The sequence below is a fragment of the Kitasatospora sp. NBC_01287 genome, from assembly GCF_026340565.1.
Lineage (GTDB): Bacteria > Actinomycetota > Actinomycetes > Streptomycetales > Streptomycetaceae > Kitasatospora.
In genome coordinates, this window is the sequence record NZ_JAPEPB010000001.1 from 3,841,456 (window position 1) to 3,866,845 (window position 25,390).

A 25,390-nucleotide genomic window follows, 5' to 3' on the forward strand; every position below is an offset into this window, starting at 1 on the left:
TGTACGTCACGGCCAACCGACCCGACCGCGTACTACAGAACGTCCGATCCGCAGGCCCGTCAGCCCGTCTGACGGGCCTGCTGCTGGTCACGGCGAGCCACAACCTCCGCGCCCACCTCGCGCGCCCGCCGGCAACGCTCGCAGTGCGCGGCGTCCGGGCGCTCGTCGGGCGCCTCCAGGACGACCGACAGCCTGCCCGCCCGCCGGAAGCGGCGCGCGACGTGCACCATCACCAGCAGCGCCTCCGCCGAGGCGACCGCCCAGACGAGCGCGGCGCCGTCGGCCAGGAAGGCCGCGACCACGGCCAGCGCGGCGCCGACCACTGCGACCATGCCCCAGAACTGCAGGTCCCGAGCGTCCTTCACGGCCATCGCCACCTCTCCCCGTTCTGACCCAGTGGCACATCGTATCTACCGATAGTGACTGGGCGTAGTCGGGGACGGGCGAACAACACGTCAATGTTCCGTCAACTCCGGGTGCCGCCAACGGTCCCCCAAGACCCTTGCAGCGGTGGGCACTTGACACGACCCTTGACGGCTCGAAAATTATGAGAGTTACTATCAATTGATAGCGACTATCTAAGACCGCAAGCCCATCCGGAGGTCCGTCATGCCAACTCCCGCCCGGGGCAACGCCGTCCGCCCCCAGACCACCGCACCCGCCGGCACCGAACCGCGCAGCGCCGAACGCGCCGGTGCCGAACGCGCCGGTGCCGAACCCGACACCGGGCACCCCAGGCGGTGGCTCGCCCTGGTGGCGGTCGCGCTCAGCGTCCTGGTGCTCGGCTTCGACCAGACGATCCTCAACGTCGCGCTGCCCACCATGGCCACCGCGCTGCACGCCGACACCGGCCAGCAGCAGTGGCTGGTCGACGCCTACACGCTCGCCTTCGCCGCGTTACTGCTCCCGGCCGGCCTGCTCGGCGACCGGCTCGGCCGCCGCCGGCTGCTCACCACCGGCCTCGGCCTGTTCGGCGCCGCCTCCACGCTGGGCATGTTCGCCACCGGCCCCGGCCAGCTGATCGCCGTGCGGGCCGCGATGGGCCTGGCCGGCGCCTTCGTGATGCCGCTCTCGATGGCCGTGATCCCAGGGCTCTTCCCGGTCGGCGAGCGGCGCAAGGCAGTCACCATCCTCACCGCGTCGGTGGCCGCGGGCGCGCCGTTCGGGCCGCTGATCGGCGGTCTGCTGCTGCGGCACTACTGGTGGGGCTCGGTCTTCCTGATCAACCTGCCGCTGGTGGCGATCGGCCTGGTGGCCTGCCTGGTGCTGCTGCCGGAGTCCAAGGACCCGGCCGCCCCTCGACTCGACCTGCTCAGCGCGCTGCTCGGCGCCGCCGGCCTGGCCGCGCTGACCTACGGGATCATCGAGGGCCCGGCGCGCGGCTGGTCCGACCCGCTGGTGCTGGTGCCGCTGATCGGCTCGCTGCCCGCGCTGACCGCGCTGGTGCTGCGCAGCCGCCGCCAGGCGCACCCGATGCTGGACCTCGGCCTGCTCACCGACCCGGTCTACCGCTGGGCCGGCATCGCGGTCTTCCTGGTCTCACTGGTGATGCTCGGCGCCTTCTTCATCCTGCCGATCTACTTCCAGGGCGTGCTGGGCAGCGACGCGCTGGGCACCGGCGTGCGGATGATGCCGATGATGGCCGGGCTGGTGGCGGCCGCCCGGCTCGGTGAGAAGCTGCACCACCGGCTCGGCTCGCGGGCGCTGATCTCACTGGGGCTGCTGCTGCTGGCCGCCGCCCTGCTGGTCGGCAGCCGGACCGGCGACGGCGACGGCTTCGGCTTCGCCGCCTGCTGGACACCGTTCTTCGGCGCCGGTCTGGGCCTCTCGCTGATCCCGGCCTCCGCCGCCGCGATGACCCACCTGCCCAAGGACCGGGCCGGGGTCGGCTCCGGGCTGCTCCAGACGCTGCGCCAGGTGGGCGGCGCGTTCGGGGTGGCCGTCTTCGGCAGCCTGCTGTCCGGCGTCTACCAGGGCGCCCTGCACACCGACGGGCTGTCCGGAGCGCTCGCCCACACCGCCGGGCAGTCCGTGCTGGCCGCCGACTCGATCGCCGCGCAGCTGGCCCGGCCCGCACTCGCGCACGCCGCCCACCACGCCTATGTACACGGGATGGACATGGTGCTGATCGCCTCCGGGATCCTCGCCGCCCTCTCGGCGGTGCTCGTCGCGCTGCGGATGCCGCGCCAGGAGCCGGACGGGCAGCCGCGCTCCCTGGAAGAATCGCCGGCATGAGCGAAGCGCAGCCGACCGCGGCCACCCCCGACCTCCAGCCCGGCGAGGCCTTCGCCGCGCTGTACCGGGAGCCGCAGTCGCTGCGCGAACGCAAGAAGCAGCGCACCCGGCGCGCGCTGCGCCAGGAGGGCTACCGGCTCTTCGCCGAACAGGGCTGGGAGGCCACCACCGTGGACCAGATCGCGGCCGCCGCCGAGGTCTCGCCGGCCACCTTCTTCCGCTACTTCCCGACCAAGGAGGACCTGGTCCTCTCCGACGAGTACGACCCGTCGATGGCCGCCGCGCTGCTGGCCAGGCCGCTGGACGAGCCCTTCCTCGTCTCGGCCCGGGCGGTGCTGGTGCCGATGTACCGGGTGGTGATGGAGCACGACCGGGACGAGACGCTGACCCGGCTGCGGCTGATGGTGGAGGTGCCCGCGCTGCGGGGCCGGATGCTGCAGGGCGCCGAACCGCAGGCGATGTTCCTCGCCGTGCTCACCCGGCGGGCCGGGCTCCAGGAGCCGACGCTGGACATGCGGGTGCTGGTCGCCGCGTTCACGGCGGCCCTCCTGGAGGCGATGCTCTACTGGGCCGAGCAGGGCGGCGAGCAGGACCTCACCGTCATGCTGGACCGCACCATCGCCGCGCTGGACAAGAGCTTCCGGATCTGAGGCCCGCGCGCCGTGGCCAGGCGGCGGCGCGGAGCGGCGCGCGCCCCCGCGGCGTGCGGGTCCGCGGGGGCGTGAGGTCTCAGACTTGGGTCTCAGACTTGGGTCTCAAGCCTGCGTCTCAGACCCGTGTCTCAAGCGCATGTCTCAGACCCGTGTCTCAAGCGCATGTCTCAGACCCGAGTCTCAAGCCTGTGTCTCAGACCCACGTCTCAAGCAGACGTCTCATACCCATGTCTCAAGCAGGCGTCTCAGACCTGTGTCTCAGACCCGTGCCTGCCTGCGGCGCACCGCCAGCACCGTGCCGGTCAGCGCGATCACCCCGAGGGTCGCGGCGGCGGTGACCGCCGGGACCGGCAGCCGCGCCGGGACCGGGGCGGAGCGGTCGGCGGTCGCCGAGAAGCCGCCGCCCAGGCCCGCCTTGTCGTACGCGGAGCCGGGCAGCTTGTCGCCGTACCGCTGGTGCACCAGCTGCTGGTACGCCGCCAGGCTCACCCCGCCCGCGCCCACCGAGCTCCGTGCCTCGGTGTCCAGCGGCAGCACCCGTCCACCGCGCAGCACGTACCAAGCGTTGACCTGCGGCTCGCGGAAGACGGTGCCCCCGCCGCCGGCCGCGCCGCGTGCCGCGTAGTCGGTCTCGTCGCTGCCGGAGGCGATGTTCACCACCTGCCAACCGCCGTTCTGCCGAACGGTCCAGACCGAGGCCGTCTGCCCGTCGGCCGCGGACACTTCGGTCGCGGTGAAGTCCGCCCTGGCCACCGGCGCGCCCTTGGTGCCGGCCACGAAGCCCGGGTCCAGGGTGTAGACCGCGACGGTGGCGCCGGTGAGGTGCGGCGCCGCCTGCGCGGCCGCCTTGGCCTCGTCGGCCGCGCTCAGCCCGAGCGGCTGGGACGGCGGGACGCCGTCCCGGGCGAAGAAGTGGCCCAACTGGTCGAGCACCGCGGGCGCCTGGACCGCGCTGCGGGCGGCCGCCAGGTCGCTCTGCGGCACGGCGGCCGGAGCAGCCGCGGGGGCGTCGGCCTGCGCGAGGGGGGCCGCGGCCAGTGCGGCGGCCGCGGCGAGCACGGCCGTGGCAGCCGCCCGCCGAATGTTCTGACGCTTCGTCATGACGGCCTCCTCACGCGCCGATCTGGTACAGGGAGTGGGTCCAGGAGAACGAGCTGTTGCTCACGTAGTAGCTGTAGCTCGCCCAGTTGTAGCGGTTGTCCGAGGGCCACGGGTCGCCCCAGTAGACCCAGTTGTCGCTCAGGTCGTAGCCGTACAGCACCTCCATGTGCCCGCCGCCCGAGGACCACTGGATCCGGGTCTCCACCGGCCGGTTGTTGTTGATCTCGTTCTGCACGGTGCTGTAGTAGAGGTACCCGGTGACGTAGTCGCCCGGGTCGATGCCGATCCAGTCCAGCGCGGTCTGCACGTTGTTCAGCGCGGCCTCGCTGTTGGGGCAGGTGGAGCTGGTCGAGCGGCCGAACGCGGCGTCGCAGAACTGGTTCTGGCTGTAGTCGTAGCCGAACCAACTGGCGATGGTGTCGCCGCTGGCCGCCCAGCACCAGTTGGAGTTCTGCTGCTGCTGCATCGAGATGTTGAGGGTCCTCGCGGTGCCGCCGGCGGCCGTTTCGGTACCGGCGGCGAAGGCCGGACGAGCTTGGGCGAGCGGGGCGGCGGAGCCGGCGGCAGCGTTGGCCGGGGAGCCGGCGGCGGCGGTAGCCGGGGAGCCGGCCGCCACGGTCAGCGCGGGAGCCAGTGCGGCCAGCGCGGCCACAGCGAGCGCGCGGCGCAGACGCGACGCGGCGCGCGCCGGTGGTCTGGGAGCGGACATGGCGTTTCCTCCTTGCGGGAAGGCAGGGAAGGGAAGTGGGGGACACGCGGTCCCGGCGCCGTTTCGCGGACGGCGGCGGGATGTGACTGAGCATCAGGCCGTTGACCGCACCTGGTCAACGGCCGTCCTGGCAGCCTGCCGCCGGGTGTGAACGCCGCGCTCCGAGTGTGAACGCCGGTGGCCGCTGCCCTCCCGAAGGGTGACAGCGGGCGGCGGACGTGTGAATATTCACCACCATCACGGCAGGGAGGGAGCCGCCATGGGGCGAGTACCGCAGGAGCAGGCGCGGCGGGACGCGCGGCACCGCGGCGCCCCGCCCGAGCTCGCCACCGTGCTGCGCACCGGCCCCTTCCACCTCGCCCTGCGCACCGCGCTGACCGCGCGCGGGCTGGCCCTGCACCGGGTGCAGCAGCGCCTGGCGCAGCGCGGGGTGCACGTCGGGGTGACCAGCCTCAGCTACTGGCAGCAGGGCCGGCGCCGCCCCGAGCGGGCCGAATCCCTGCGCGCGGTGGAAGCCTTGGAGGAGGTGCTGGACCTGCCGGCGCACTCGCTGACCCGGCTGCTCGGGCCGCGCCGCGCCCGCGCCGAGGAGCCGGGGCCGACCGTCGCGGTGCGCCCGTACCGCGACCTGATCTCCCCCGCCGACGCGGTGGACGAGCTGCTCGCCGAGCTCCCCGGCACCCGCGACACCGGACTGCACACCATCACCCACATCGAGCGGATCCGGCTGGGCGCCGACCGCGAACTGCTGCGCCGCGACTCCCAGCACGCGGTGCGCGCCCACCGCGAGGGCATCGACCGCTACCTGGCGATCTACCAGGGCGACGCCGGCTGCGACGTCTCCCGGGTACTGGTGCGCGCCGAGGAGAACTGCCGGCCCGGCCGGATCCGCCGCGACCAGGCCTCCCGCCTGGTCATCGCCGAACTGCTGCTGGACCGCAGGCTGCGCACCGGCGAGACCCACCTGCTCGGTTACGGCTTCGACGACGCCCCCGCGCCCGGCCCGAGCACCGAGTACGTGCGCGGCTTCAACTCCGGGACCGGGCAGTACGTCCTGCAGGCCACCTTCCACCCGCGGGCGCTGCCGGTGCGCTGCCACCGCTTCGCCAGCCGCGCACCGGGGACGGCACCGTACGAGAGCGAGGAGCTCACGCTGGACGGGCAGCACTGCGTGCACCTGGTCGCCACCGGGCTGGCGCCGTGCCTGCTGGGGATCAGCTGGGACTGGGAGTGAAGCCGAGGATCACACTGTCCTCCACCGGCCGGTAACCGAGCTTCTGGTAGATCGAGTTGCTGGTGGAGTTGGCCAGGTCGGTGTAGAGCAGCACCTGCCGCGCGCCGCGTTCGCGCCCCAGCGCCGAGACCGCGGCCGTCGCCGCGCCGGCGTAGCCGTGCCCGCGCAGCTCGGGCGGGGTGTAGACCGGGCCGATCCGGGTCATCCCCGCGAGCACCGGGGAGAGCCCCGCCAGCGCGACCGGGCGGCCCTCGACCTCCCAGAGGTGGAGGTCGCCGTCGGCGGCGCGGCGGGCGACCAGGTCCTCGACCCCGGGGAACGACACGTTGACGGCGGCGAAGAAGGCCTGGAACCAGGCGACCAGCAGCTCCTGGTCCGCCGGGACGGCCTGCCGGAGGCGGCCGTCCATCACGGGCAGCGCCAACTCACCCAGCCGGTAGAGCCGTTGCTCCTCGTGCACGGTGACGGTGCCGCCCGAGCGCTCGGCCCAGGCCGCGGCGAACGCGCGGGTCTCGCGCACGGCGCCCCCGACCCCCGTCAGTTCGGGTCCGTCGGGCAGCGCGTCCAGCAGTTCGGTGGCCGCCTCCAGCGGCATCCGGCCGAGCCGGAGCGGGTGCGGCGGGGTCTGTATCAAGGCCCCTGCCACCAAGGAGCCCGCGCCCGGGCGCCACCAACCGAAGCGCGGCGGGCTGCTCGGGTCACCGCCCGCCGGGCTTCCGCCCGCCAGCCGGTCGACGAGGGTGAGCAGGACGGTGTTCTCGGCCGGGTGCGCTGCCAGGAAGTCCGCCGCGGCCGCGCGGAACTCGGTGAGCGAATCGGTGAAGGTCCAGGTCATGACCCGATGCTGGGTCATGACCTGGCCGACCGCACCCGAATTACCCGACCCGCGCGCCCAACTGCTCGGCCAGCACCGCCGGGTCCGCCGTCGGCAGCCCGCACACGAAGTGCCGGCAGACGTAGGCCGCCGGCGCCCCGCCGAGCAGCGGCCGGTCCGCCAGCAACGGCACCTCGGCCCCGGCGCCAGGCTGCCGCGCCGACTCCGCCCCCAGGTCCGACCCCGACCCCGACCCCGACCCCGCCTCCGACCCCGACCCAGCCTCCGGCTCCGGCTCGCCGAGGGCCACCACCGCGCCGGGCGCCGTGGCCAGCAGCGCCGTACGGTGCAGCACGGCGGTGCGCGGGTCGCCCGCCGCACCGACCACCGCCACCTCGCGCGGCCCGTCCAGCAGCGCCTCCGCCGCCGCCAGGCCCCACCCGATGAACCGCGGCGCCTGCCCGGCCAGCGCCGTGACCACGCCCAACGCCCGCTCGGCGGCGGTGCGGTGGCGCTCGGACCCGGTGTAGGCGGCATAGCTCAGCAGCGCCTGCGCGGCGGCCGTCCAGCCGGAGGGAGTGGCGTTGTCGGTCGGATCCTGCGGGCGGCGGATCAACTCCTCGGCGTCATCGGCCGTGTCGTAGAGGCTGCCCGAGGCCTCATCGGTGAAGTGCTTCAGCACCGTGTCGAGCAAGCCGCCGGCCAGCCCCAGCCACTCGGACTCCCCGGTCACCGCGAAGAGCGCGAGGAAGCCCTCGGCCACATCGGCGTAGTCCTCCAGCACGCCCGCGTTGGCGCCCGCCCGGCCGTCCCGCGAAGTGCGCAGCAGCCGCCCCTCCGCGCTGAGATGGACGCTCAGCAGCAGGTCGGCGGCCCGCTCGGCGGCGGCCACCAGGTCGGGGCGGTCCAGCAGCGCCCCGCACTCGGCGAGCGCGGCGATGGCCAGCCCGTTCCAGGCGGCCACCACCTTGTCGTCCCGGGCCGGGGCCGGCCGCCCGGCCCGCGCGGCCAGCAGCCGCTCGCGCACCCGCCGGTAGCCCGCCGCGTCCTCGGGATCGCGCAGCAACTGCAGCACCGAGGCGCCCTCCTCGAAGGTGCCCTCCTCGGTCACGGTGAACAGCTCGGCCGCCAGCGCGCCGTCCTCGGCGCCCAGCGCCCGGGCCAGCTCGGCGGGCGTCCAGACGTAGTACGCGCCCTCCCGGTGCGTCCCGGCCGCGTCCACGCTGTCGGCGTCCAGCGCGGAGGCGAACCCGCCCTCGGCGGTGCCGAGTTCGCGCACCAGGAAGTCCGCGCTCTCCAGCGCCACCCGGCGCGCCCGCTCCTCCCCCGTGGCCCGCCACAGGTGCAGGTACACCCGGATCAGCAGCGCGTTGTCGTACAGCATCTTCTCGAAGTGCGGCACCACCCACCCCGCGTCCACCGCGTACCGCGCGAAGCCGCCACCGAGTTGGTCGTAGATGCCGCCGCGAGCCATCGCCTCGGCCGTCCGCTCGACCTGTTCGAGCGCCACCGCGGAGCCGGTCCGCGCGTGGTGCCGCAGCAGGAACTCCAGCGTCATCGACGGAGGGAACTTCGGCGCCCCGCCGAATCCGCCGCGCACCGGGTCGAAGCTCCGGCTCAACCCGGTCAGCGCCTGGTGCAGCTCCACCTCGCCGGGCGCCGCCACCCCCGCCCCCGCCCCGTACACCGAGGCCCGCTCGGCCAGTTCGGCCCGGATCCGCCCCGCGACCTCCGCCACCTCCTCCGGCCGCTCCCGCCACGCCGCCACCACCCCCTCCAGCACCTGCCGGAACGAGGGCATCCCGTGCCGCGGCTCGGGCGGGAAGTACGTCCCGAAGTAGAACGGCTCCTTGCCCGGAGTGAGGAACACCGTCATCGGCCACCCGCCCTGCCCGGTCGCCGCCTGCACCGCCTCCATGTAGACGGCATCGACGTCCGGCCGCTCCTCCCGGTCCACCTTCACCGAGACGAACTGCCCGTTCAGGTAGGCCGCAACCGCCTCGTCCTCGAACGACTCGTGCGCCATCACATGACACCAGTGACAAGCGGCATACCCGACGGACAGCAGCACCGGCACCCCCCGCCGCTCCGCCTCCGCGAAGGCCTCGGGCCCCCAGGGCCACCAGTCCACGGGATTGTCAGCGTGCTGCAGCAGGTACGGGGAGGTCGCATCGGCCAGCCGGTTCATGCGTCCCAGCGTCTCACAAGGCCCCGCCCCCGACGGCGGAACTCGCGCACCGCCGTCCACTCGTCCGCTATTGCCCGGCATGAGGCGGTAGTCCCGGGCCGCGCGGCGGCACGGATCCGCACCACTATGCCGGAGAGACCACCATGCAACTCCCTTGCCAGGGAAGGTGTTCGTCCCGCCGAACGGCCTCGATGGCGATCCGGCAGCGATGCTCAAGGAAGCGTGGGGTGAGCCCCTCGCCGAGGTCGGCGAGTCCAGGGTGGGAAGGCCACCTTGCGTCTTCGAGGCTGCACAAACCAAGCCCGGACCCGCCGCCCGTCACTCGGTGTCGATATCGGCCTCCCCGACCTCCTTGTCGGCAGACTCAATGCCCAGGCTCTCGATGAACTGCCTCTCCCGTGCAGCCACCTCGTGCTGGCGCGCAAGGATAAAGTCGGTGTAGTCCTCGGCCTTGAGATACTCGATGGAAGCGAGACTGACTCCGTGTGAGTCCAGGATGTCGGTCCGCCCCTCCTCCGCGAGCTTGATCAGAGCTTGCCGGATCGACACGCCGGGCGGCGTCGTCATGACGATCCGGTTGGCGGGACTGGATGCCCCCGGGACCCCGCTCTGGGTGATGATGTGCCGATAGGTCTCGGTGTGTGCCGTCGCCAGCTTCTCCAGCACGTTGGCGGTGTTGCCATCAAGGTTCTTCCGCTCCGGAAACGTCTGCAGGTCCCAGAGGAGGTAGGCACGCACCCGCGCACTGCGCAGGTCGAAGCGCGCAGGGAAGGCGCGGGCCCGCTCACCCGAGAAGCTGAGCCCGCTCGTTCCCTGGGCGAATGCCTTCATCTGCTGGATGGAATTCCGGACCTGAGTGGTGGTGGCCCCGGCGAAGGTGCCCGCCAGCGACGTGGTCCAGAACCAGCTCCGGAGTACGTCCCGCTGCTCTGCGTCCGCCTTGTCGGAGAAGTGGAAGAAGACGGCGAGCAACATGATCTGAATATTGTAGGGAACCAGGCGGGCCAACGGAACCCGGACCTCGTTCCGCAGGAACTCGACGACGACTTGCAGGATCCGGTCAGTGTCCTCCACCGCGGTCGTGAGCTGGCTCTGGACCTTGCGGGCCATCGTCTCCCAGGAGGTGTCCCGCTGCACGTCCTCCTCACCGGACAGCGCGAGGACGGTCTGGAAGATCGTCATGATCGGGATCTCGCCGAATCCTGAAGCGGCGACACGCCCCTTGATCTCCTCCATCTTGTCGCTGAGCGTCTCCGGCCCAGTGGCTTCGTAGGTCAGGGCAGAGACCATCTGGTCGGGACGCATCTTCTGGCCGCTGCTGTTGATCCTGGAGAAAACCTCAATGGCCTGCTGGAGAGTACCGCCCTCCATCTTTACCACGGAGACCTTGTAGTTCTTCACTCGCCTCGCGATGCGCTCGCTCTCCATCGTGAGGCCGTCGGCCTCCTCCCGAGAGTCAGAAACATCGGACAGTTTCCGTGCGTATTCGAGGAAGTCCAGGGTTCCCAGCACGGACCTCATCGGCAGGAAGTTGCCGGGCACAGCTTCACCGCTCTTCCAGTGGCGGTAGCGCACGCCACCGTGGTCCGACCGGACGAGCGGCCGGTAGACCCACCACATCCAGTCCTCCTGCTGCGCGGACTGTGGGGCGTCGGCCGAGCGGTGGAGGACCCCGAAGAGCGTCGAGAGCCGCTGATGGCCGTCCAGCACATAAGCGACCTTCGCTCCCTCTGGTGCTGGCGGGATACTGCGCCCACCAATGGTGTCGAGGCTCGCGAGTGGCATGGCGGTCTCCCAGATGAGCAGGCTTCCCATCGGATAGCCGCGCTCCATACTGTCGAAGAGCTGCAGCATCTGGTCAGGGCGCCACAGGAACGGGCGCTGGAACTTCGGCACCCGCAACTCACCCCGAGAAATCCGCTCCAGCACCTCCTCCAAAAAATGGACCTCCGGCACCACCGAGATATCCTTGATCACCTCGACGTCTCCCATGCTCAGATCACGCCCCGAATCTTTTCGAACATCGATCGCAATTCCTGCGTCGCGCCGGAACCCAGAGCATCCAGGTCCCGCTCCACTATGCCGCCGCGCATCACCTCTTGCAGGAACAGGCCCGGCAGGTCCGTTCCGAATCCCTCCTGGAGAGTGATGAGATCCTGCTCCGCCACACTGTCATAAAGATCACCGTGGCGCGGTGGGACGAAGTAGGTCGTCGCTGGCTGCCCGGAGTGCCGCCTCTTCTGGTCAGCGCCCTTTTGCGGCTTGCCCTTGAATCCATGCTTCATGTCGAAGTAGGCGCGCTGCTCGGGCGTGAAGCTTTTGAGGGAATCCAAGCGCTTGGCCATGGAAGACATTCCGACAGCTCTCTTCGGCTGCCGGGCCAGGACCCGGTTGGGAATGTAGTTCTCCATCTCTCGGAAGCTGAGGACGTGCGAACTCACGCCTTCGCGGGCCGCGGCATCGGCCTTCTCGTGATTGCCGGTCCGGTCCGCGGGGTGAAAGCTGTCGCTGTCGATGACCAGGACCACCCGCTTGGTCCTGGAGAAATTCGCAGCCTGATCGACGGCATGCAGGATGGCACCGTCCTTACCTCCTCCGTTGTACACGTCGAGGCGACTGCCTGCCTTGGCGTCGATGACATCCTCGCAGCCCAGTAGGCGGGCGAGCGCCTCGATCATCTGCCAGTCGTAGATCGCGTTCTCCACGACCAGCACAGCTGGCCGCTCCAAGTCGCGGATGTCGCCCGCCAGCGTCGCACTGGCCACCCTGATCACGCCTGTGCTCCCCCTATGCGGCGCCCAGGCCTGCGCCATGCTCGCCTTCTGTGCGAGCAGCAGGTAGATCTGCGCCAGGGTCGGGACATGACGCTGCAAGAAGGCATGGAAGGCGTCCACGTCATGCGGGGAGATCACCCATTCATGCCGTGCTTCCCTGAAGAACGCGATCAGCTTCAGTATGAGCTCGGCGTTCTCGTCACCCTGGCGGTCCCTCAGCAGGTCAACCGGAATCTCAACGCGCATCATCGATCCGATTCGCCTGCGCGTCCGCGAGGGCCCGCACCTCCTCGAAGTCCTCCGCGAAAACTCCCCTCGGCCAGTAGTCGAGGTTGCCGAGGGTGTCTACTTCGATCTTTCGCAAGGAAGCGGATCCCTCGGCCTGTTCAACGAAGTAGATCTTCACGTCCTCCGCCCTAAGTCTCCGCTCCGCAACCCGCCGGCGCAGCCTGAGGAGGAAGTTCTCGCTGTGCGTCTCCACCAGGAATCGCACCTGCGAATCGCGCACGGCGTCGACGTACAGATCGGCAATCGCGGCGTGCGCCGACGGATGGAGGTGAAGCTCGGGCTCCTCCACAATTTCGATCACAGGTTTCGCGGGCGGCTCCACCCGGTCCGCGGCCCGCTGGATCACGATCGGGAGGAACTGGACCACACCGGTGCCCACGTCATCGATGTGGACGACGAGATCGGTGTCGCGCAGGGAACGCAACTTGGGAACGTACATACCCGAGCCGACATCGGTGACTTCGAGGCGCCACCCGGGCAGGAGTCCTGCCAGCAGGGCATTGACCTCGCGGCCAATCCGACCACGCCCATGCATCTCGTCCGTGGCGAGCATGCCAAGCGCCCTCTCTCCCCGGTAGCCGACGCTGCCCGACGCTCTAGCCGGGGACCGGAAGAAGCGCTCCGGACTTTTCCTGAACGGACCCAGGTACCGGATCTCGTCAAGCTCTGCTCGAATCATCCTGGTGACTTCGCGGACACCGCCCACGGAGTCCGGCCAGTCCGCCGGATCGGGCAACAACCCGCGAAATCCGACGCTTCTCTCCTGTCCGTCGACGAGATACGCGCGCTTCTCCGAAGAATAAGCATCGCGGCTGGGGATCCAGGAGAGGTTCGTGACCTCCGAGCCGCAGGAGATCTCCAACGAGGAAACCAGCTGAATTCCCTGGTTGGCGATGTTCTGGACTTCGGCTGTGGCCCTGAGGATCGTTCCGCCCTCGATGCCGAACGATGCCCCCATACGAATGCGCCCATGGGGTGACAAGCCGTGAATCAGATCAGTGAACGATGGAGTGAAGCCCTGGATCGGATCCAAGTCGAGAGGGTACGGGGAATCGCCCCGGATTCCGGTGGACAGGAGCGGGAGGGCTCGCACGACCGCGCTCTTGCCGGCATTGTTCCGACCCAGCACCACGGTGATCTTTCCGAGCTCCACCTCCTGCCGCTCTCTGAAGCAGCGGTAGTTCTCCAGCGAGAACCGTTCCAACGACACTTGGGCCCCCACTCGGTCAAACTATGTCTGGCGAGGCCGTGCCGACCTCAGTGAACACCGCTCCAGCGGCGCCACAGCGTAGCTGGAGCAATACTCTCAGACGGTGGCAGCTCAGTGCCCGAGATTCGGCCTTCCCCCTCCGGAGATGCCCTACGTTTGCCTCGGAGCTCCAACTATTCGGCGAGTCCGTGGGTCTCAGCACAACAGCCCGGACCCCTGGGCGGGAGAGGCGCTGCGCACGGCTGCGGGCGTGGGCGCCTCGTGGGATGCGTTCGCCGTTGCCCTGCGCACAACGGCCAGGAAGTGGCAGCGGACCGAACAGCTACCCGGGGCTGCGGCTCGCCGCTCAGCCTCCTCCGGCTCCCAATCCCACCGGCCCACAGGAGCCGTGTACAGCACGGAGCGAGGGGCTGTCGCGCGCGTACGGCACCGAAACGTCAGGCAATCAAGGGCGACGACTCGGATGATGAGCCAGCCGGTACCGTCAGCGGGCGTCGGCCTCAGGCCGGGGCAGTTCGTCCAGGTCGAGATTGTAGGTACGCCCGTCGGCCAGCTCGATGGGCAGCTTGCCCGAGCCGTACTTGTGCGTGTGCGCCGCAATGTAGCCGGAGCTGGTGGGTTGGGTGTGGATGACGACCTCTGCGGCGTATGGGTCCACCACCACGTAGACCGGGATGCCGTAGCGGCCGTACTTCGCGGTGCAGTCGTCGTAGTCCTTGCGCGCGGAGGAGACCGACACCACCTCGGCGATCAGCAGCACGTCCTCGAAACTGTAGCGCTTGCCCTGGCGCTGCGCGTCCTCCCGCAGGATCGTGAAGTCCGGGGCGGAGTTCTCGTCGGCTGGGAAGTCCAGGTAGACGTCGGAGGCGGTCTTCGCGTGCCGGCCGAGCGAGAGCGAGTCGATCTGCATCGACTTGATCGTGCTGGAGTGCTCGAAGCTCTGCGGAGTCATGACCACCTTCCCGTCGGTACCGAAGAAGACAACGTACCCAGCGGGGAACTCGGTGTGCATGACCGCGTCGACGCTCATCAACGGCTCCTTCCTGTCGCCTCTCAGGATAGGGGGCCATGGTCTCGTACGGGTTCGCTACGAGAGTGCCAGCCGAGAAAGGGCAGCGGAGGTGCGCTGACCTCGCCCCAGCGTCCCTGCCCCGACCTGGCCGCTCATCGTACGCGCCCATACAGCTACCCTCTGGCAACACCCCAGGTCAGGACTACCTGGTTGTGTTAAGTCACTGGCACCAGTGGCACGCCGCGTACCCCACACTCAGCAAAACCGGCACCCCGCGCCGCTCGGCCTCCGCGAACGCCTCGGGTCCCCACTCCCACCAGTCAACCGGGTTGTCCGCGTGCTGCAGCAGATAGGGCGACGTCGCGCCTGCGAGACGATTCACGCCGCCACCCTACTCATGGCAGGCAACGGGACACGGTCGAAACGACGGCCCGATGCGCCCGAGTGCCGGCGGTGTCCCGGGCAGGCCTTCCGCCCGGGACACCGCCGGCCGCGGCACCGCCTACCGGCCGACCCCGGGCTTCACGGCTTCCATGGCCCCTGCCGGCTGTGCGTTCGCGGTGTGCCCGATGCCCCGGAACCCGTTCCCGAGGTAGCCGCCGATCATGATGACGGTCGCTGCCGCGCCAAGGGCGAGCGCCAGCCGTTCGCCTCTCGACAGAGCGGTCGCGCCCTCCGACGGTGCGGTCCAGCGGTAGACGAGCACCCCGGTCGCGAAGGCCCCGGAAACGACAAGGGCAGTGGTCAAGTCAAAGGTTATGTACAAGAAGCCCCTCGGGTTCGGAGCCCGCGGCCAAAACGGGACGTCTTGGCCGCGGGCACAGGCAAACGGCCTGGTTCACGGACGGATGCAACGCGCCTCGACTGGCGGTTGCCTGGGTCGGCTACTCGGCGTCCAGCTTCTGTCGCAGCTGATCCAAGGTGGAACCGTCGGGCGTCCGCCACAGGGTCCAGCCGTTGATGATGTTTCCGGTCACGGCCTCTGCGGCCTTCGACGGCGAGGGAAAGGGGGAGGAGTGCCCGTCGACGACGAGCTGACCGTCGGCGGTGACGACGGCGCGGCCCGACCTGTTGGCGCGGCGCTGACGGAACGTGAGGACCGTCCCCGGTTCGAGCAGGTCGGCGCGCATCAGCCCGGCCAGAGGGCCCTGGGGAATCACCGGAGCGGCCTGCGCGGAGACGGCCCCTTCACCGAGGGACAGGGTGACGTGGACGGTGTCGTCACTGCTCGCACTCACGAGTCGGGCGATGACAGCGGGGTCGAAGTGGATGCTCAGCGTGGCCATGCGCGCTCCTGGCATAGGTGGCCTCCCGCGGCGGGATGCCTTGACTCATCTTCGAGATTAAGCAGTGCAAGCAACTCAAGTCAACTCTTTGATCCAGCGATTCAGGAGAAGTTCTGGGAGCGCCGAACAATGACCGGCTCACCTGCGGACGTGGTTGGCGGTGAAGCGCCGACAGGGTGCGAGGCCCGCAGGCGCCGCAGCTGTTCGGGAGGCACCCGAGGTTCATCGCGCCAGGAAGCTGTTCAGCGCCTTGCTGCGGATGTCCCGCGTCATCGCCAGTTGCTCCAGCAACCGCCTCTCGTGGGCGTCGAATCTCGCCATGGCTTCGCCGATGGACCGCTGGGCGCCGAGATCGGGAAGGGCGACGGGCAGCATCCCGAGCACCTCGAGCGAGATGGTCCGCAGAGCCAGGCTCCCGGTCGAATGGGTGTCGAGCCACTCCCGGGCTCCGGGGCTGCGCAGGAATGCCGCCAAGTAGTGGGAGTCAACGGCATCAGGAGGACTGATCACGAAACAGCCGGTGCCGCAGACCCAGCCCTGCTCTTCTTCTCCGACCACGGCGCATCGCCCGAGATCACCCCGGCGGGCGACCACGATGTCCCCGCGATTCAACCGAAAGCGGTCAAGTCGTTCGGCATGCTGCTCGGAGATGTACTTGATGCCGTCCTCGATGAAGCCGATGTCCGAGATATCCTTCGGCATCACAACGGGCACCCCTCCGGCCTCCACGTAGTCCTGGGCCCGGACCAGGCTTCCCGAAGGCCCTGCGAGCAGCCGCACGGGGCGGCCGCCGACCGTCGACCGGCCACTCACCACGTCCTTCAGCAGCAGGTTCTGGCATCGGATGCCGTCCTGCGCCAGCTGATCCTGTGCGCCGGCGACCTGCGCCAGTTCCGCTCCGAGCTCCGATGTCTCGCGGTTGCGCCGCTCGAAATCGGCCAGCATGGCGCTCAGGTCTGCGGCCAGGCTCGGCCCGCCCTCCTTCCGGAGGTAGGTCCGCGGATCCAAGTTGCCTGCGTTCTGGATGAGTTCGGCGTAGGTGACCGATCGGGAGAAACCCGGCTCGTCCACCTCCCCCGAGCCTGCGAGCCAGAGTCGGAAGCGATCTGCGATGCGGTCGACGTCCTCGCCCGACAGCACGCGGGGCCGCTCCGACGACCGACCCCCCGCACTGCGCGCATCGACGAGGATCACGGAGTCGCTTCGGTGCACCGGACGGGACTGACGGCCTCGGCCGAGTACCCAGACGTGCACCGCGATGTTGGTACCCGCGAAGAGGTGCGCCGGCAGGGCGATCACCGCGAGAACCGCGCCCAGGGCGACCATCTCGCGGCGGATCAGCGCCTCCGCTCCTCCCGCCCAAGCCGCCCGCGCAGGCATCACGACCGCCGCGATCCCGCCTTCCTTGAGCTGGGACCAGACAAGCTGCAACCAGGCGAAGTTGGCACTCGACTCCGCTGGCGCGATGAACTGCCGCTCTCCCCACCCGTCGATCCGCTGATTGAACGGCGGGTTGCTCAGCACCCGGTCGGCACGGCCCAGGTTCCCGTCCCGCAACAACGCCGCGGGATCCGCCAGTTCCACCTGCGGCATGCTCACCCCGTGCAAGGCCAGGTTCAACATCGCCGGGCGCACATTGCTCCGGTCCACCGCGTACGCCTCGAACGAGTTGTCGCTGACCGGCCACCGCTCGGCCAAGTGCCGAGCAGCAGCCGCGAGCATGCTGCCGGTACCACAGGCCGGATCCATGATCCGGTCTCCCGGACGAGGGTCAGCCAGATCCACGAGCAGATCAGCGACCCCGCGTGGCGTGTAGAACTCCCCTCCCGGCAACGCCCCTTCCGCCGCGTGCCGTTGGAGCAGCAGCTCACAGACGTCGGCCACCGCGACCTCTCCGAAGCCGGGGCCCCGGTCCAGCGCCGCGACGAAGGCCGTCATCCAGGCGGCATCGTCCGGTCCGCTCCCGAGGTCGAGGTCCGACGACCAGGGCAGCGGAAAACCCGGTCGCCGGGCCGCCCCCTGCAAAGCCCCCCGCAGGTCGGCCACCGGGGAGAAACCGACGGCGGCCTCCGCCGAGGCGCGCCTCCACCGCTTCGCGAAATCATCCTCGGGTCGGCCTTCCGCCTCCACAAAGGCGGCCAGCACCAGGATCGCCAGCATCGCGTCGAGGTCACCGGACGTACCGCGGCCACGCCGGTACGGCGCGTACGCCCGCCACAACCGCTCGGCAACCTCTGCTGCCGGGTCTGCCGCTTCTGCGATCATCGAATGCATCTCCCTCGAAGTCCTTCTCGTCCTACTTCACCTGGCTGACGAAGTACGCCCCGGCGGTGACCATGATCAGCAGGCACAGTCGCAGCGTCGCGCCCGTGCTCTGCATCGCCCTGCCCAACAGGTCGATGAACGCTTTCATCGTGTCCCGACTCTCCTGATAGATCTATATGCGCAGTATTACTGCGCACTCTCATCGACATCGCCGACCGAAGACTGACATCCCGTCAGGTCGGCATACTGCTCAGACTAGCGGCAAGCTGGCGCATGCGAGGGGAGTGGCGCATCGAGTCGGGGGCCAGACGCGCTCTGCGCGCAGCAGCGCTGCGCACATCAGCTCAGGGCAAGCCGCAGCTCCGACCGTCGATCCACTCGACGGAACTGCGGCGACGGCACGCCCATGAAAGCCCTGCATGTGACTCAGATCACCTGCAAGCTCGGACCCCCCTGCTCGCAGGGGGCCTACGGCTTCTCGATCAGGTTCAGGAGATGCCGCTTGCCGGTCGGAATGGCCGACCTCACCCGGATGCGTGGACAGGTGCGGAGCACAGAAGGCCTCCATCACGTAATAGAAAGTGTCTTACACTGCGACCATGAAGCCGACCCGAGCCGGGACCACCGAGAACATCTCCGTGTCCATGCCCACAGAGCTGATCAGTGAGCTCCGCTCTCGAACAGGTCGCCGCGGGCTGTCCAGCTACATCACCGAGGCGGTCAGGCACCAACTCGCCATGGACGGGCTCGCCGAGATCGTGTCGTCCCACGAAGAAGAGCACGGCGTGCTCACGGAGCAGGAGATCGAAGCCGCTCGTCGCGAGCTGTTCGGAGACGAGAACGCCGGTGGCGTCGAACGAGGCGCTGCGTGAAGGAGCAGCCGGCCCGCTCGCTGGTGCTGGACTCCGAGGCGCTCTCCCTGCTCCTGCGCAACGACCGTGGGATGGCGGCTCGCATCGAGGCGTCCCGGCAGGTCGGAGTGCCCGTCCTCGTGTCTGCGCTGACCATCGTTGAAGCAGCGCAGGGGAAGACCGATCTGGCGCGCTTGAAGTGGGTGCTATCCCGGCTGCGGGTGGAACCGGTCAGCCAGGAGGATTCCCTGACCGCAGTGGCGCTGCTTCGAGACGCAGGCGGGTTGCACGGGCACAAGTACGCGATCGACGCTCTCGTCGCCGCGCTCGCGCTCCGAGTCGCGGGCCCCGTGATCGTCCTGACCTCCGACCGCGACGACTGGTCGAAGCTCTGCGGAGGCCGCGTGATCATCAGAGAGGTGTGAGAGCGTTGTGGTGAACCGTGCGGCGTTCGAGGTTTGCAGGTGGGGAGGGTGAGCGTTCGCACGCAGGTGCCCGTGACCGCTTGGGCGTGAAGCAACGGGCCCCTTGGTAGAGAGCTGGTTGTCGAGACCGCTTTCGCCCGAGGAGGCCCGTTGCCCAACCAGTTCAGCACTCCCGGTGCCGGCGAGTCCACTGCGCTCACTCCGGGGTGTGACTGCTACGTGCACCTGTACGGGGCGATCGGGGAGGGGCACCGCGCGCCGCGCTACGACAGCGACATGACGGACGCCGAATGGGCGGTGATCCGCGGCGCGATGCCGATGCCCGCCTGGCTGGAGGGGAAGGGCGGACGCCCTGAGGCGCACTGCCACCGGGGGGTGATCGACGCGGTGCGCTATCTGGTCGACAATGGCGTCAAGTGGCGCAATCTGCCTGCGGACTACCCCTTCTGGCGGGCGGTGTACGACTTCTTCCGCCGCTGGCGCCGCCACGGCTACATCCGCGAGCTCTACCAGCGCTTGCGCCGCACCGAGCGCAAGAAGCAGGGCAAGGCGACGGAGCCGAGCGCGGGCATCATCGACTCTCAGTCCGTGGACGGCTCGGAGACCTGTCCGGCCACCTCACGCGGCTTCGACGGCGGCAAGCTGCGCGACGGGCGCAAGCGCCACGTCCTGACCGACACCGGCGGACTGCTGCTGGAGGTCACCGTCACCGCGGCCAACGTGCACGACTCCAAGGCCGCCCCGGAGTTGCTCGAGGCATTCATGGCCGAGCCCGGACGGCTGCTCGAACTCGTGTGGACGGACTCCGCCTACCAGGGCCAGGAACTGGCCGACGCCTTCGCCGCGCACGGGGTGAGAGTGGAGGTGGTCAAGCGCACCGACGGAACCAAGGGGTTCAGGGTACTGGCGCGCAGGTGGGTGGTGGAGCGCACGCTCGGCTGGCTCTCGCGCTCGCGGCGCCTGAACCGCGACCACGAGCGCCGCGACGACCACCACGTGCAGATGGTGTGGTGGGCCGCCTCGATCACCCTCGGCCGGCGGATGGCCCGCCAGCGCCTGCACTGGCCCGAGTTCCGCCCGCACCGGCTCCCCGCGCCGGGCCCGGCGCGGGGATGAACAACCCGCCCGGCACCCGCCCCAGCCAGCCCCTGGCCTGCAGCGCATAGGCCCGGTGACGGACCTTCTCGATCTCCTTCAGCCGCTCTGCGTCCCGCCCCAGCGCGACAGTCAACGCCTTGACCGCCACCGGGGCACCCGCACCCGCGACCACATCGAAGACCTGCCGATAGGCCCCGGCCAGCACCTCCACGCCCAGGCCCGGCTGCCACGCAGGCGGCCGCGGATCGTAACCCGTCCGCAGGACCGAAGGCACCGCGGGCACTGCCGGCTCCGGCACGCCGTCCCCCGCCTCGTGCGGCGGCTGCGGCGGCACTTGCGGTGCCGTCACCGGCGCCAGCGCGCGAGCGGTGGGCGTCACCGCAGTCAGCGGCTGCACCATCACGGCCTCGGCCTCCTCCGCCAGCGCACGCAGCACCTCCTCCCGGCCGATCCGCGCACACTCCAACCGCTCCTGATGGACAGCCACCTGCTCCTGGGCCTCGCGCAGCAGCTCCTGCCAGGCATCCAACTCTTCCCGGGCCCGCGCCTCACGACGCTCCAGCAACGCAATCACCGACGGCACGAACGACACCTCCACCACCGACCCAACCAACCGTCAGCTGGCTGCCCTGAAGAAGCCATCCACACACCACCGTGCTGAGGAAACCGCAGCTCATCGAGCTACAGAGCGGTTCACCACAACGCTCTGAGCACCGCCGACTGCCGCGTTTGCGAGTTCACTGGCACCAGTGACACGCGGCGTAACCGACGGAGAGCAGCACCGGCACCCCGCGCCGCTCCGCCTCCGCGAACGCCTCGGGGGACCACTCCCACCAGTCGACGGGGTTGTCGGCGTGCTGCTGGAGATAGGGGGAGGTGGCATCGGCCAGGCGGTTCACCATTCAGGCAGTATCCCAGCTTGACAACCCTTCGCCGCAAGATCTTGGCGAACCACGCCGGGCCAACCGCTGCCAGCCGGCCTGGTGCATGGCGCCTGCCGGCCATGACCTTCCAGGCGGAGCACCACTACTCTAACGGTTCGCCAGATCTCGCGTGTGAACGACGAAATAGCCCCGAACGGGATCGCACCCACTTCGGAGCTTCCAACAACAACGGAAGGCAACAGGAACGATCTAGAAGTACGTGACCTGGACAATGTAAATCTGCTCATGCCGGACAATGGTCAGGAATTCGAACATGCCACCGGAGACGTGGGCCGTCCTACTCCTGGGATTCTCGCCCCGATACGAGGTCCCGTCGAGGTAGAGGGCTTCCGCAGCTCGCACCAACTCGTCGGCCTTCTTCTCGACTTCGGCGACGAAGGCCGGCGGCGCTTCGCCGATGACGTATTCCTCGCTGGGGAGGTACTCCCAGGACCACGTCATACGCCCAGCACCCGGTATGCGGCTCGGATGATCTCAGCAGCGGTGAGGGCATGGCGCCTGGAGTCCTCCGGATCCTCGGCCACCTGCATGAGGTACTCGGCCCGGCGGAGCTTGGAGGCTGTCCCCGGATGCCGTTCGATCTCGACCACGACGGCCCATCGCAGGAGGAACCCCCGGAGAGGATCAAGGGTGTCGGACTCGATGGCCTTGGTGATCGCTTCAGCCTGCTCGGTCTGCATCTCCAGCAGACGGTCCGGCGCTACGACGGCAAGGGCAGCCCTGAGAGCGGTGATGGTCCGCTCCGGGCGCGGGATCAGCTCTTCGGCATGGTGCTCCGGCTGTGCGGTCACGTCTCCTCCGTACAGTTGGCCACTGCCACGCTACAACGCGGCAGGCCCGCTGATCCTCCGGTTCGGATGGCACAACGTCTTCGACTCGCTCACCACGTGTGCCCGGCTCAGTGCTGTTCGATAACAGTCCAGGTCAGGACTCTTGGTTGTGCTAAGAGGTCGCGCGGATAGGCGGCAGGCGGGGCCAGCTGACAGACGGAACAGGCACAGGTTCTGTGATCATGGAGTTGCGACGCTCTGTGATCACCGGGGAGACCTGTGCCTGCGCTGCCATCCTGGCTGACCGAACCGCTCTGGGACCAATTCGCCGCCCTGCTGCCGCAGCGGCCCGAGTTCGATCCGGCCCACCCGTTGGCGCGGTCGTTCTGGCTGCGCCGCCGGACGGCCGGTGTTCGTCAGGGTGTCTTCGGGTGCCTGGTGTCTGCCGGCCTGCTGCGTGCTGTGTCGATTGGTTCGGTGTGTGAGAGTGCGGCGAGGAGTTGCAGTTTCTCGTCGCTGTCGCTGTCCTTGTCTGGGTAGTAGACGACCAGGATGACGTCGTCTACGGGGAGTTTGTCGCGGTGGAGCCGTAGTTCACCGACGACTGGGTGGTTGACGGTGGTGGTGCCTCCGTCGAGGTTGCGGACGTCGTGTCGGGCCCACAGGGTGCGGAACCGCTGGCTGGACAGTGCGAGTTCTCCGACGAGTTCGACGAACCGGGGATTGTCGGTGTCGTCCCCGATGGTGGTGCGAAGGGTGGCGATGAAGCCGGCTGCGGCTTTCGTCCAGTCCTGCTGGAAGGCTTGTTCATCGGGGTCGAGGAGAAGGGAACGGAGCCGGTTCTCACCGGGCCGCAGTCGCGGGGAGAGCGCGACGGCCATCGGGTTGGAGGCCAGGACGTCGAAGGCGCGTCCCTCGACGAACGCGGGTATCTGAAGGTGGGCAAGGAACTGGTGCACCCGTGCCGGTACCTGCTCGGGTCGCCTGCGACGCGGCGTCCGTGGGCGGGCTGCCACGAGGCCGAGCAGATACGTCCGCTCGATGTGGTCGAGGTGCAGGACACGCGCGAGTGATTCGAGGACCTGAGGAGAAGGATTCTTGTCGCGGCCCCGTTCCAGGCGCAGATAGTAATCGGCGCTGATTCCGGCGAGCAGGGCGACTTCCTCACGGCGCAGGCCCGGGACGCGGCGGTTGCCGCCGGACGGGAGCCCCGCCTGCACCGGGGAGACCAGCTCACGCCGGGCGCGGAGGTAGCTGCCGAGCCGGTTGCCGGATTCCTCATCCTTCATACCGACACCGTAATGCGGTGCGCGCGTTTCAGAGGGGGCCCTGGCAGGACCAGGGAAGACGGGGGCCCTGCCACACCCGGCGGATGCCGTCAAGACTTGCGGCATCACTGTTTGTGAAGGACAGGGACCATCGCTGAATGCGCCGCGAGCCTGAACGCCGTCGCGCCCTGAACTGAAGGGAAGATCTCGTGGATCTCTCCAACCGCACCGTTCTCGTCGTCGGCGGGACCTCGGGCATCGGGCGAGAACTGGCCCGCCGGTTCGCCGCAGCGGGCAGCACCGTGGCTCTTGGCGGCCGTCGCCCGGAGGCACTCTCGGAACTCGCCCAGGAAGGCTTCGGCACTTTCGGCATCGACGTCACCGACAGTGTCTCCGTCGCACGTGCCCGCGACGCCGTGCTCGCCCAGTACCCCGCACTGGACACCGTGGTGACCATGTCGGGCGTCATGCTCCTGGAGGACCTGCGCGACTCTGCGCACTTCGAGGCGGCACGGACGACGATCGACACCAACCTTGTCGGCACCATCCGCGTCATCGACGCCTTCACCCCGCACCTGGTTGAACGCGGCGCCGGCACCTTCATCACCGTCACCTCCGGCATCGCCTTCCTGCCGTTCCCGCCCATGCCCACCTACGCCGCCTCGAAAGCTGCGGTGCACGCCTACTCCGAGGCACTGCGCGCACAGCTCGACGGCACCGGCGTCAGCGTCGTCGAGCTCGTCCCCCCGGCCGTCGCCACGGCAGGACAGGAGAAGGTGAACCCGCTTGCACTGCCGCTCGACGACTTCGGAGCCGAGGTCATGCAGTTGCTCTCGCAGGACCCCACCCCTGAGGAGATCCTGGTCGACCGGGTCCTCATGCACCGCTGGGCTGAGCGCGACGGCACCTACGACGACCTCGTCGCACAGCGTTCCCAGGCCCTGACCATGCTCCCCAGCCGCCAAGGCTGACACAGCCGCTCGCCCTTTGGGCCGCCATTCAAGTCGGCCGATCGCTCTCGCCTCGTTGAGGACATCGCCGCCGCGGTCCCTGACGGCGCGCTACCGGTCGGCGAGAGCACGGCCTGCCGCTGGCGGCCCGTCATGGTCGGCATCCTGGGCGGGCTGCCCAGCGGTGAGTGGTCCAGGCTCGGCGGATCAGACTACGTACGGTGATGATCGTGTCGGCGAGGTCGAAGAAGGCCTCGATAACGCGGGTCCGGCGTTCGTAGCAGCGCGTGAGCCGGTGGAAGGCATTCTGCCAGGCGTGCGTGCGCTCGATGTGCCACCGGTGGGTGGCCTGGACCGGCGCTTTGATCCCCTTGCGGGCGATCCGGCCGTGCAGACCGCGCTCGGCAAGCACGGCGCGGGAGTTGGCCGAGTCGTAGCCGGCGTCGAGATGGACGGTGATCTCGTCGGGCAGAGGCCCAAGTTCGCCCAGAAGATCGAGAGTTGGGGCCAGCAGTGGGGAGTCGTGGCGGTTGGCGCCGGCCAGGACGCGGCCGAGCGGGATGCCGTAGCCGTCGGTCATGCCCGAGCGCTTCATGCCCTGTTTGCCCCGGTCGACCGGTGAGCGTCCGGCCGCTTCGCCGCCGCCGGGGGACTTGGTGATGGCGCCGTCCACGGCGATCTGGTCGAGGACGAGACCGACGATGCGGTCACAGGCGTCGAGCGCGATCTGCTTCAACTCGGCGAACAGGCCCAGGCGTATCCATTCGTCGCGGCGGCTGCGGATCGTCGTGGCCGAGCAGGCGGAGTCCGCGATTCGCCTCGTAGGAGCAGCCGAACCGGAGGACTTGAAGGAGCTTGTCGAAGACGATCCGGTCGCTGATCCGGCGCCGGTGGCAGCCCAACGGGTGGGCCGGATCGAACTCGGGCCGCTGCGGCAGCAGGGCGGCGAATTGGTCCCAGAGCGGTTCGGTCAGCCAGGATGGCAGTGCAGGCACAGGTCTCCCCGGTGATCACAGAGCGTCGCAACTCCATGATCACAGAACCTGTGCCTGTTCCGTCTGTCAGCTGGCCCCGCCTGCCGCCTATCCGCGCGACCTCTAAGTCATTGACACCAGCGACACGCTGCGCAACCGACTGATAGCAGAACGGGTACATTGCGCCGCCGGGCCTCCTCGAACGCCTCCGGCCCCCAAGGCCACCAGTCGACCGGGTTCTCGGCGTGCTGAAGCAGATGAGGCGAGGTCACACCAGCCAACCGGTTCATACGTCCCGGCCTCTCACGGCACTCCGACCCCGACGGCGGAACCGATGGACC

General features: G+C 69.3%; 23 protein-coding genes and 5 pseudogenes. 8 read left to right on the forward strand and 20 right to left on the reverse strand.

Annotation, left to right across the window (positions count from 1 at the left end; genetic code table 11):
- Window positions 1–59: 59 nt before the first annotated feature.
- On the reverse strand, window positions 60–371 hold the full coding sequence (locus OG455_RS16120; protein ID WP_266294295.1) for a hypothetical protein: 312 nt from the start codon (window positions 369–371) through the stop codon (window positions 60–62).
- Between the two features lie 238 nt (window positions 372–609).
- Between OG455_RS16120 and OG455_RS16125 the strand changes: the two genes are divergently transcribed.
- On the forward strand, window positions 610–2,235 hold the full coding sequence (locus OG455_RS16125; protein ID WP_266294297.1) for an MFS transporter: 1,626 nt from the start codon (window positions 610–612) through the stop codon (window positions 2,233–2,235).
- Window positions 2,232–2,885 (forward strand): TetR family transcriptional regulator, encoded by a 654-nt coding sequence (locus OG455_RS16130; protein ID WP_266294299.1) that lies wholly within the window; start codon window positions 2,232–2,234, stop codon window positions 2,883–2,885. The genes OG455_RS16125 and OG455_RS16130 overlap by 4 nt, the downstream gene beginning before the upstream one ends.
- 261 nt (window positions 2,886–3,146) lie before the next feature.
- Here OG455_RS16130 and OG455_RS16135 read toward each other — a convergent pair whose 3' ends face one another.
- Complete coding sequence (locus OG455_RS16135; protein ID WP_266294301.1) at window positions 3,147–3,989, reverse strand: hypothetical protein; 843 nt, start codon at window positions 3,987–3,989, stop codon at window positions 3,147–3,149.
- A gap of 10 nt (window positions 3,990–3,999) precedes the next feature.
- Window positions 4,000–4,698 carry a papain-like cysteine protease family protein gene (locus tag OG455_RS16140; protein ID WP_266294303.1) on the reverse strand — a complete coding sequence of 233 codons (699 nt, stop codon included), beginning with the start codon at window positions 4,696–4,698 and terminating at the stop codon, window positions 4,000–4,002.
- A 259-nt stretch (window positions 4,699–4,957) separates the two neighbouring features.
- Here OG455_RS16140 and OG455_RS16145 point away from each other — a divergent pair, with 259 nt between their 5' ends.
- On the forward strand, window positions 4,958–5,932 hold the full coding sequence (locus tag OG455_RS16145) for a hypothetical protein (protein ID WP_266294305.1): 975 nt from the start codon (window positions 4,958–4,960) through the stop codon (window positions 5,930–5,932).
- Here the strand turns inward: OG455_RS16145 and OG455_RS16150 are convergent.
- The 10 genes and pseudogenes from OG455_RS16150 to OG455_RS16195 form a co-directional block, all read right to left on the reverse strand.
- Window positions 5,913–6,767, reverse strand: coding sequence for a GNAT family N-acetyltransferase (locus tag OG455_RS16150; protein ID WP_266294307.1), 855 nt, complete (start codon window positions 6,765–6,767; stop codon window positions 5,913–5,915). The genes OG455_RS16145 and OG455_RS16150 overlap by 20 nt on opposite strands.
- Window positions 6,768–6,807: 40 nt before the next feature.
- Entirely contained in the window at window positions 6,808–8,934 is a 2,127-nt protein-coding gene (locus OG455_RS16155; protein WP_266294309.1) for a thioredoxin domain-containing protein, read from the reverse strand.
- Window positions 8,935–9,252: 318 nt separating this feature from the next.
- Complete coding sequence (locus OG455_RS16160) at window positions 9,253–10,926, reverse strand: DUF262 domain-containing protein (RefSeq protein ID WP_266294311.1); 1,674 nt, start codon at window positions 10,924–10,926, stop codon at window positions 9,253–9,255.
- 2 nt (window positions 10,927–10,928) lie between these two features.
- The gene (locus OG455_RS16165) at window positions 10,929–11,954 is read right to left on the reverse strand and encodes a hypothetical protein (protein WP_266294313.1); all 1,026 of its coding nucleotides are present in this window, start codon (window positions 11,952–11,954) and stop codon (window positions 10,929–10,931) included.
- On the reverse strand, window positions 11,944–13,218 hold the full coding sequence (locus OG455_RS16170; protein ID WP_266294315.1) for a DUF3696 domain-containing protein: 1,275 nt from the start codon (window positions 13,216–13,218) through the stop codon (window positions 11,944–11,946). The genes OG455_RS16165 and OG455_RS16170 overlap by 11 nt, the downstream gene beginning before the upstream one ends.
- A gap of 472 nt (window positions 13,219–13,690) precedes the next feature.
- Window positions 13,691–14,236: a Uma2 family endonuclease gene (locus OG455_RS16175; protein WP_266294317.1), complete on the reverse strand. Its 546-nt coding sequence runs from the start codon at window positions 14,234–14,236 to the stop codon at window positions 13,691–13,693.
- Between the two features lie 208 nt (window positions 14,237–14,444).
- A pseudogene (locus OG455_RS16180) lies at window positions 14,445–14,600 on the reverse strand (DUF255 domain-containing protein); the annotation flags it as partial.
- Between the two features lie 120 nt (window positions 14,601–14,720).
- Window positions 14,721–14,966, reverse strand: a complete 246-nt coding sequence (locus OG455_RS16185; protein WP_266294319.1) for a hypothetical protein — start codon at window positions 14,964–14,966, stop codon at window positions 14,721–14,723.
- 136 nt (window positions 14,967–15,102) lie between these two features.
- Window positions 15,103–15,504 carry a DUF4357 domain-containing protein gene (locus OG455_RS16190; protein WP_266294321.1) on the reverse strand — a complete coding sequence of 134 codons (402 nt, stop codon included), beginning with the start codon at window positions 15,502–15,504 and terminating at the stop codon, window positions 15,103–15,105.
- A 222-nt stretch (window positions 15,505–15,726) separates the two neighbouring features.
- Complete coding sequence (locus OG455_RS16195; protein ID WP_266294323.1) at window positions 15,727–17,778, reverse strand: type I restriction-modification system subunit M/S; 2,052 nt, start codon at window positions 17,776–17,778, stop codon at window positions 15,727–15,729.
- Window positions 17,779–18,368: 590 nt separating this feature from the next.
- On the opposite strand from OG455_RS16195, the gene OG455_RS16200 reads away from it, so the two are divergent.
- The 3 genes from OG455_RS16200 (at window position 18,369) to OG455_RS16210 (ending at window position 20,161) form a co-directional block, all read left to right on the forward strand.
- Window positions 18,369–18,641: a hypothetical protein gene (locus tag OG455_RS16200; RefSeq protein WP_266294325.1), complete on the forward strand. Its 273-nt coding sequence runs from the start codon at window positions 18,369–18,371 to the stop codon at window positions 18,639–18,641.
- Window positions 18,638–19,045 (forward strand): type II toxin-antitoxin system VapC family toxin, encoded by a 408-nt coding sequence (locus OG455_RS16205; RefSeq protein ID WP_266294327.1) that lies wholly within the window; start codon window positions 18,638–18,640, stop codon window positions 19,043–19,045. The genes OG455_RS16200 and OG455_RS16205 overlap by 4 nt, the downstream gene beginning before the upstream one ends.
- Window positions 19,046–19,195: 150 nt before the next feature.
- Window positions 19,196–20,161 (forward strand): IS5 family transposase, encoded by a 966-nt coding sequence (locus tag OG455_RS16210; protein WP_266290267.1) that lies wholly within the window; start codon window positions 19,196–19,198, stop codon window positions 20,159–20,161.
- Here OG455_RS16210 and OG455_RS16215 read toward each other — a convergent pair.
- The 4 genes and pseudogenes from OG455_RS16215 to OG455_RS16230 form a co-directional block, all read right to left on the reverse strand.
- Window positions 20,070–20,726 (reverse strand): hypothetical protein, encoded by a 657-nt coding sequence (locus OG455_RS16215; RefSeq protein WP_266290265.1) that lies wholly within the window; start codon window positions 20,724–20,726, stop codon window positions 20,070–20,072. The two genes, OG455_RS16210 and OG455_RS16215, sit on opposite strands and share 92 nt — an antisense overlap.
- A gap of 160 nt (window positions 20,727–20,886) precedes the next feature.
- Window positions 20,887–21,045 (reverse strand): annotated as a pseudogene (locus OG455_RS16220) (DUF255 domain-containing protein); the annotation flags it as partial.
- A 231-nt stretch (window positions 21,046–21,276) separates the two neighbouring features.
- Complete coding sequence (locus tag OG455_RS16225) at window positions 21,277–21,528, reverse strand: hypothetical protein (RefSeq protein ID WP_266294329.1); 252 nt, start codon at window positions 21,526–21,528, stop codon at window positions 21,277–21,279.
- Window positions 21,525–21,878, reverse strand: a complete 354-nt coding sequence (locus OG455_RS16230; protein ID WP_266294331.1) for a hypothetical protein — start codon at window positions 21,876–21,878, stop codon at window positions 21,525–21,527. Before OG455_RS16230 ends, OG455_RS16225 begins: the two co-directional genes overlap by 4 nt.
- A 258-nt stretch (window positions 21,879–22,136) precedes the next feature.
- On the opposite strand from OG455_RS16230, the pseudogene OG455_RS16235 reads away from it, so the two are divergent.
- Window positions 22,137–22,229: pseudogene (locus OG455_RS16235) on the forward strand (IS5/IS1182 family transposase); the annotation flags it as partial.
- A 44-nt stretch (window positions 22,230–22,273) separates the two neighbouring features.
- Here the strand turns inward: OG455_RS16235 and OG455_RS16240 are convergent.
- Window positions 22,274–23,146, reverse strand: a complete 873-nt coding sequence (locus OG455_RS16240; RefSeq protein WP_266294333.1) for a helix-turn-helix transcriptional regulator — start codon at window positions 23,144–23,146, stop codon at window positions 22,274–22,276.
- Window positions 23,147–23,334: 188 nt separating this feature from the next.
- Between OG455_RS16240 and OG455_RS16245 the strand changes: the two genes are divergently transcribed.
- Window positions 23,335–24,096, forward strand: coding sequence for an SDR family oxidoreductase (locus OG455_RS16245; protein WP_266294335.1), 762 nt, complete (start codon window positions 23,335–23,337; stop codon window positions 24,094–24,096).
- Window positions 24,097–24,226: 130 nt separating this feature from the next.
- Here the strand turns inward: OG455_RS16245 and OG455_RS16250 are convergent.
- Window positions 24,227–25,070 (reverse strand): annotated as a pseudogene (locus OG455_RS16250) (IS5 family transposase).
- Window positions 25,071–25,183: 113 nt separating this feature from the next.
- Window positions 25,184–25,339: pseudogene (locus OG455_RS16255) on the reverse strand (DUF255 domain-containing protein); the annotation flags it as partial.
- Window positions 25,340–25,390 lie beyond the last annotated feature (51 nt).

Coding starts and splice junctions, on each gene's coding strand:
- OG455_RS16155 (WP_266294309.1), bottom strand. CDS start 8,934: ATGAACCGGCTGGCCGATGCGACCTCCCCGTACCTGCTGCAGCACGCT.
- OG455_RS16145 (WP_266294305.1), top strand. CDS start 4,958: ATGGGGCGAGTACCGCAGGAGCAGGCGCGGCGGGACGCGCGGCACCGC.
- OG455_RS16190 (WP_266294321.1), bottom strand. CDS start 15,504: ATGGCCACGCTGAGCATCCACTTCGACCCCGCTGTCATCGCCCGACTC.
- OG455_RS16130 (WP_266294299.1), top strand. CDS start 2,232: ATGAGCGAAGCGCAGCCGACCGCGGCCACCCCCGACCTCCAGCCCGGC.
- OG455_RS16240 (WP_266294333.1), bottom strand. CDS start 23,146: ATGAAGGATGAGGAATCCGGCAACCGGCTCGGCAGCTACCTCCGCGCC.
- OG455_RS16200 (WP_266294325.1), top strand. CDS start 18,369: ATGAAGCCGACCCGAGCCGGGACCACCGAGAACATCTCCGTGTCCATG.
- OG455_RS16225 (WP_266294329.1), bottom strand. CDS start 21,528: ATGACGTGGTCCTGGGAGTACCTCCCCAGCGAGGAATACGTCATCGGC.
- OG455_RS16150 (WP_266294307.1), bottom strand. CDS start 6,767: ATGACCTGGACCTTCACCGATTCGCTCACCGAGTTCCGCGCGGCCGCG.
- OG455_RS16175 (WP_266294317.1), bottom strand. CDS start 14,236: ATGAGCGTCGACGCGGTCATGCACACCGAGTTCCCCGCTGGGTACGTT.
- OG455_RS16195 (WP_266294323.1), bottom strand. CDS start 17,778: ATGCATTCGATGATCGCAGAAGCGGCAGACCCGGCAGCAGAGGTTGCC.
- OG455_RS16165 (WP_266294313.1), bottom strand. CDS start 11,954: ATGCGCGTTGAGATTCCGGTTGACCTGCTGAGGGACCGCCAGGGTGAC.
- OG455_RS16160 (WP_266294311.1), bottom strand. CDS start 10,926: ATGGGAGACGTCGAGGTGATCAAGGATATCTCGGTGGTGCCGGAGGTC.
- OG455_RS16140 (WP_266294303.1), bottom strand. CDS start 4,698: ATGTCCGCTCCCAGACCACCGGCGCGCGCCGCGTCGCGTCTGCGCCGC.
- OG455_RS16125 (WP_266294297.1), top strand. CDS start 610: ATGCCAACTCCCGCCCGGGGCAACGCCGTCCGCCCCCAGACCACCGCA.
- OG455_RS16120 (WP_266294295.1), bottom strand. CDS start 371: ATGGCCGTGAAGGACGCTCGGGACCTGCAGTTCTGGGGCATGGTCGCA.
- OG455_RS16135 (WP_266294301.1), bottom strand. CDS start 3,989: ATGACGAAGCGTCAGAACATTCGGCGGGCGGCTGCCACGGCCGTGCTC.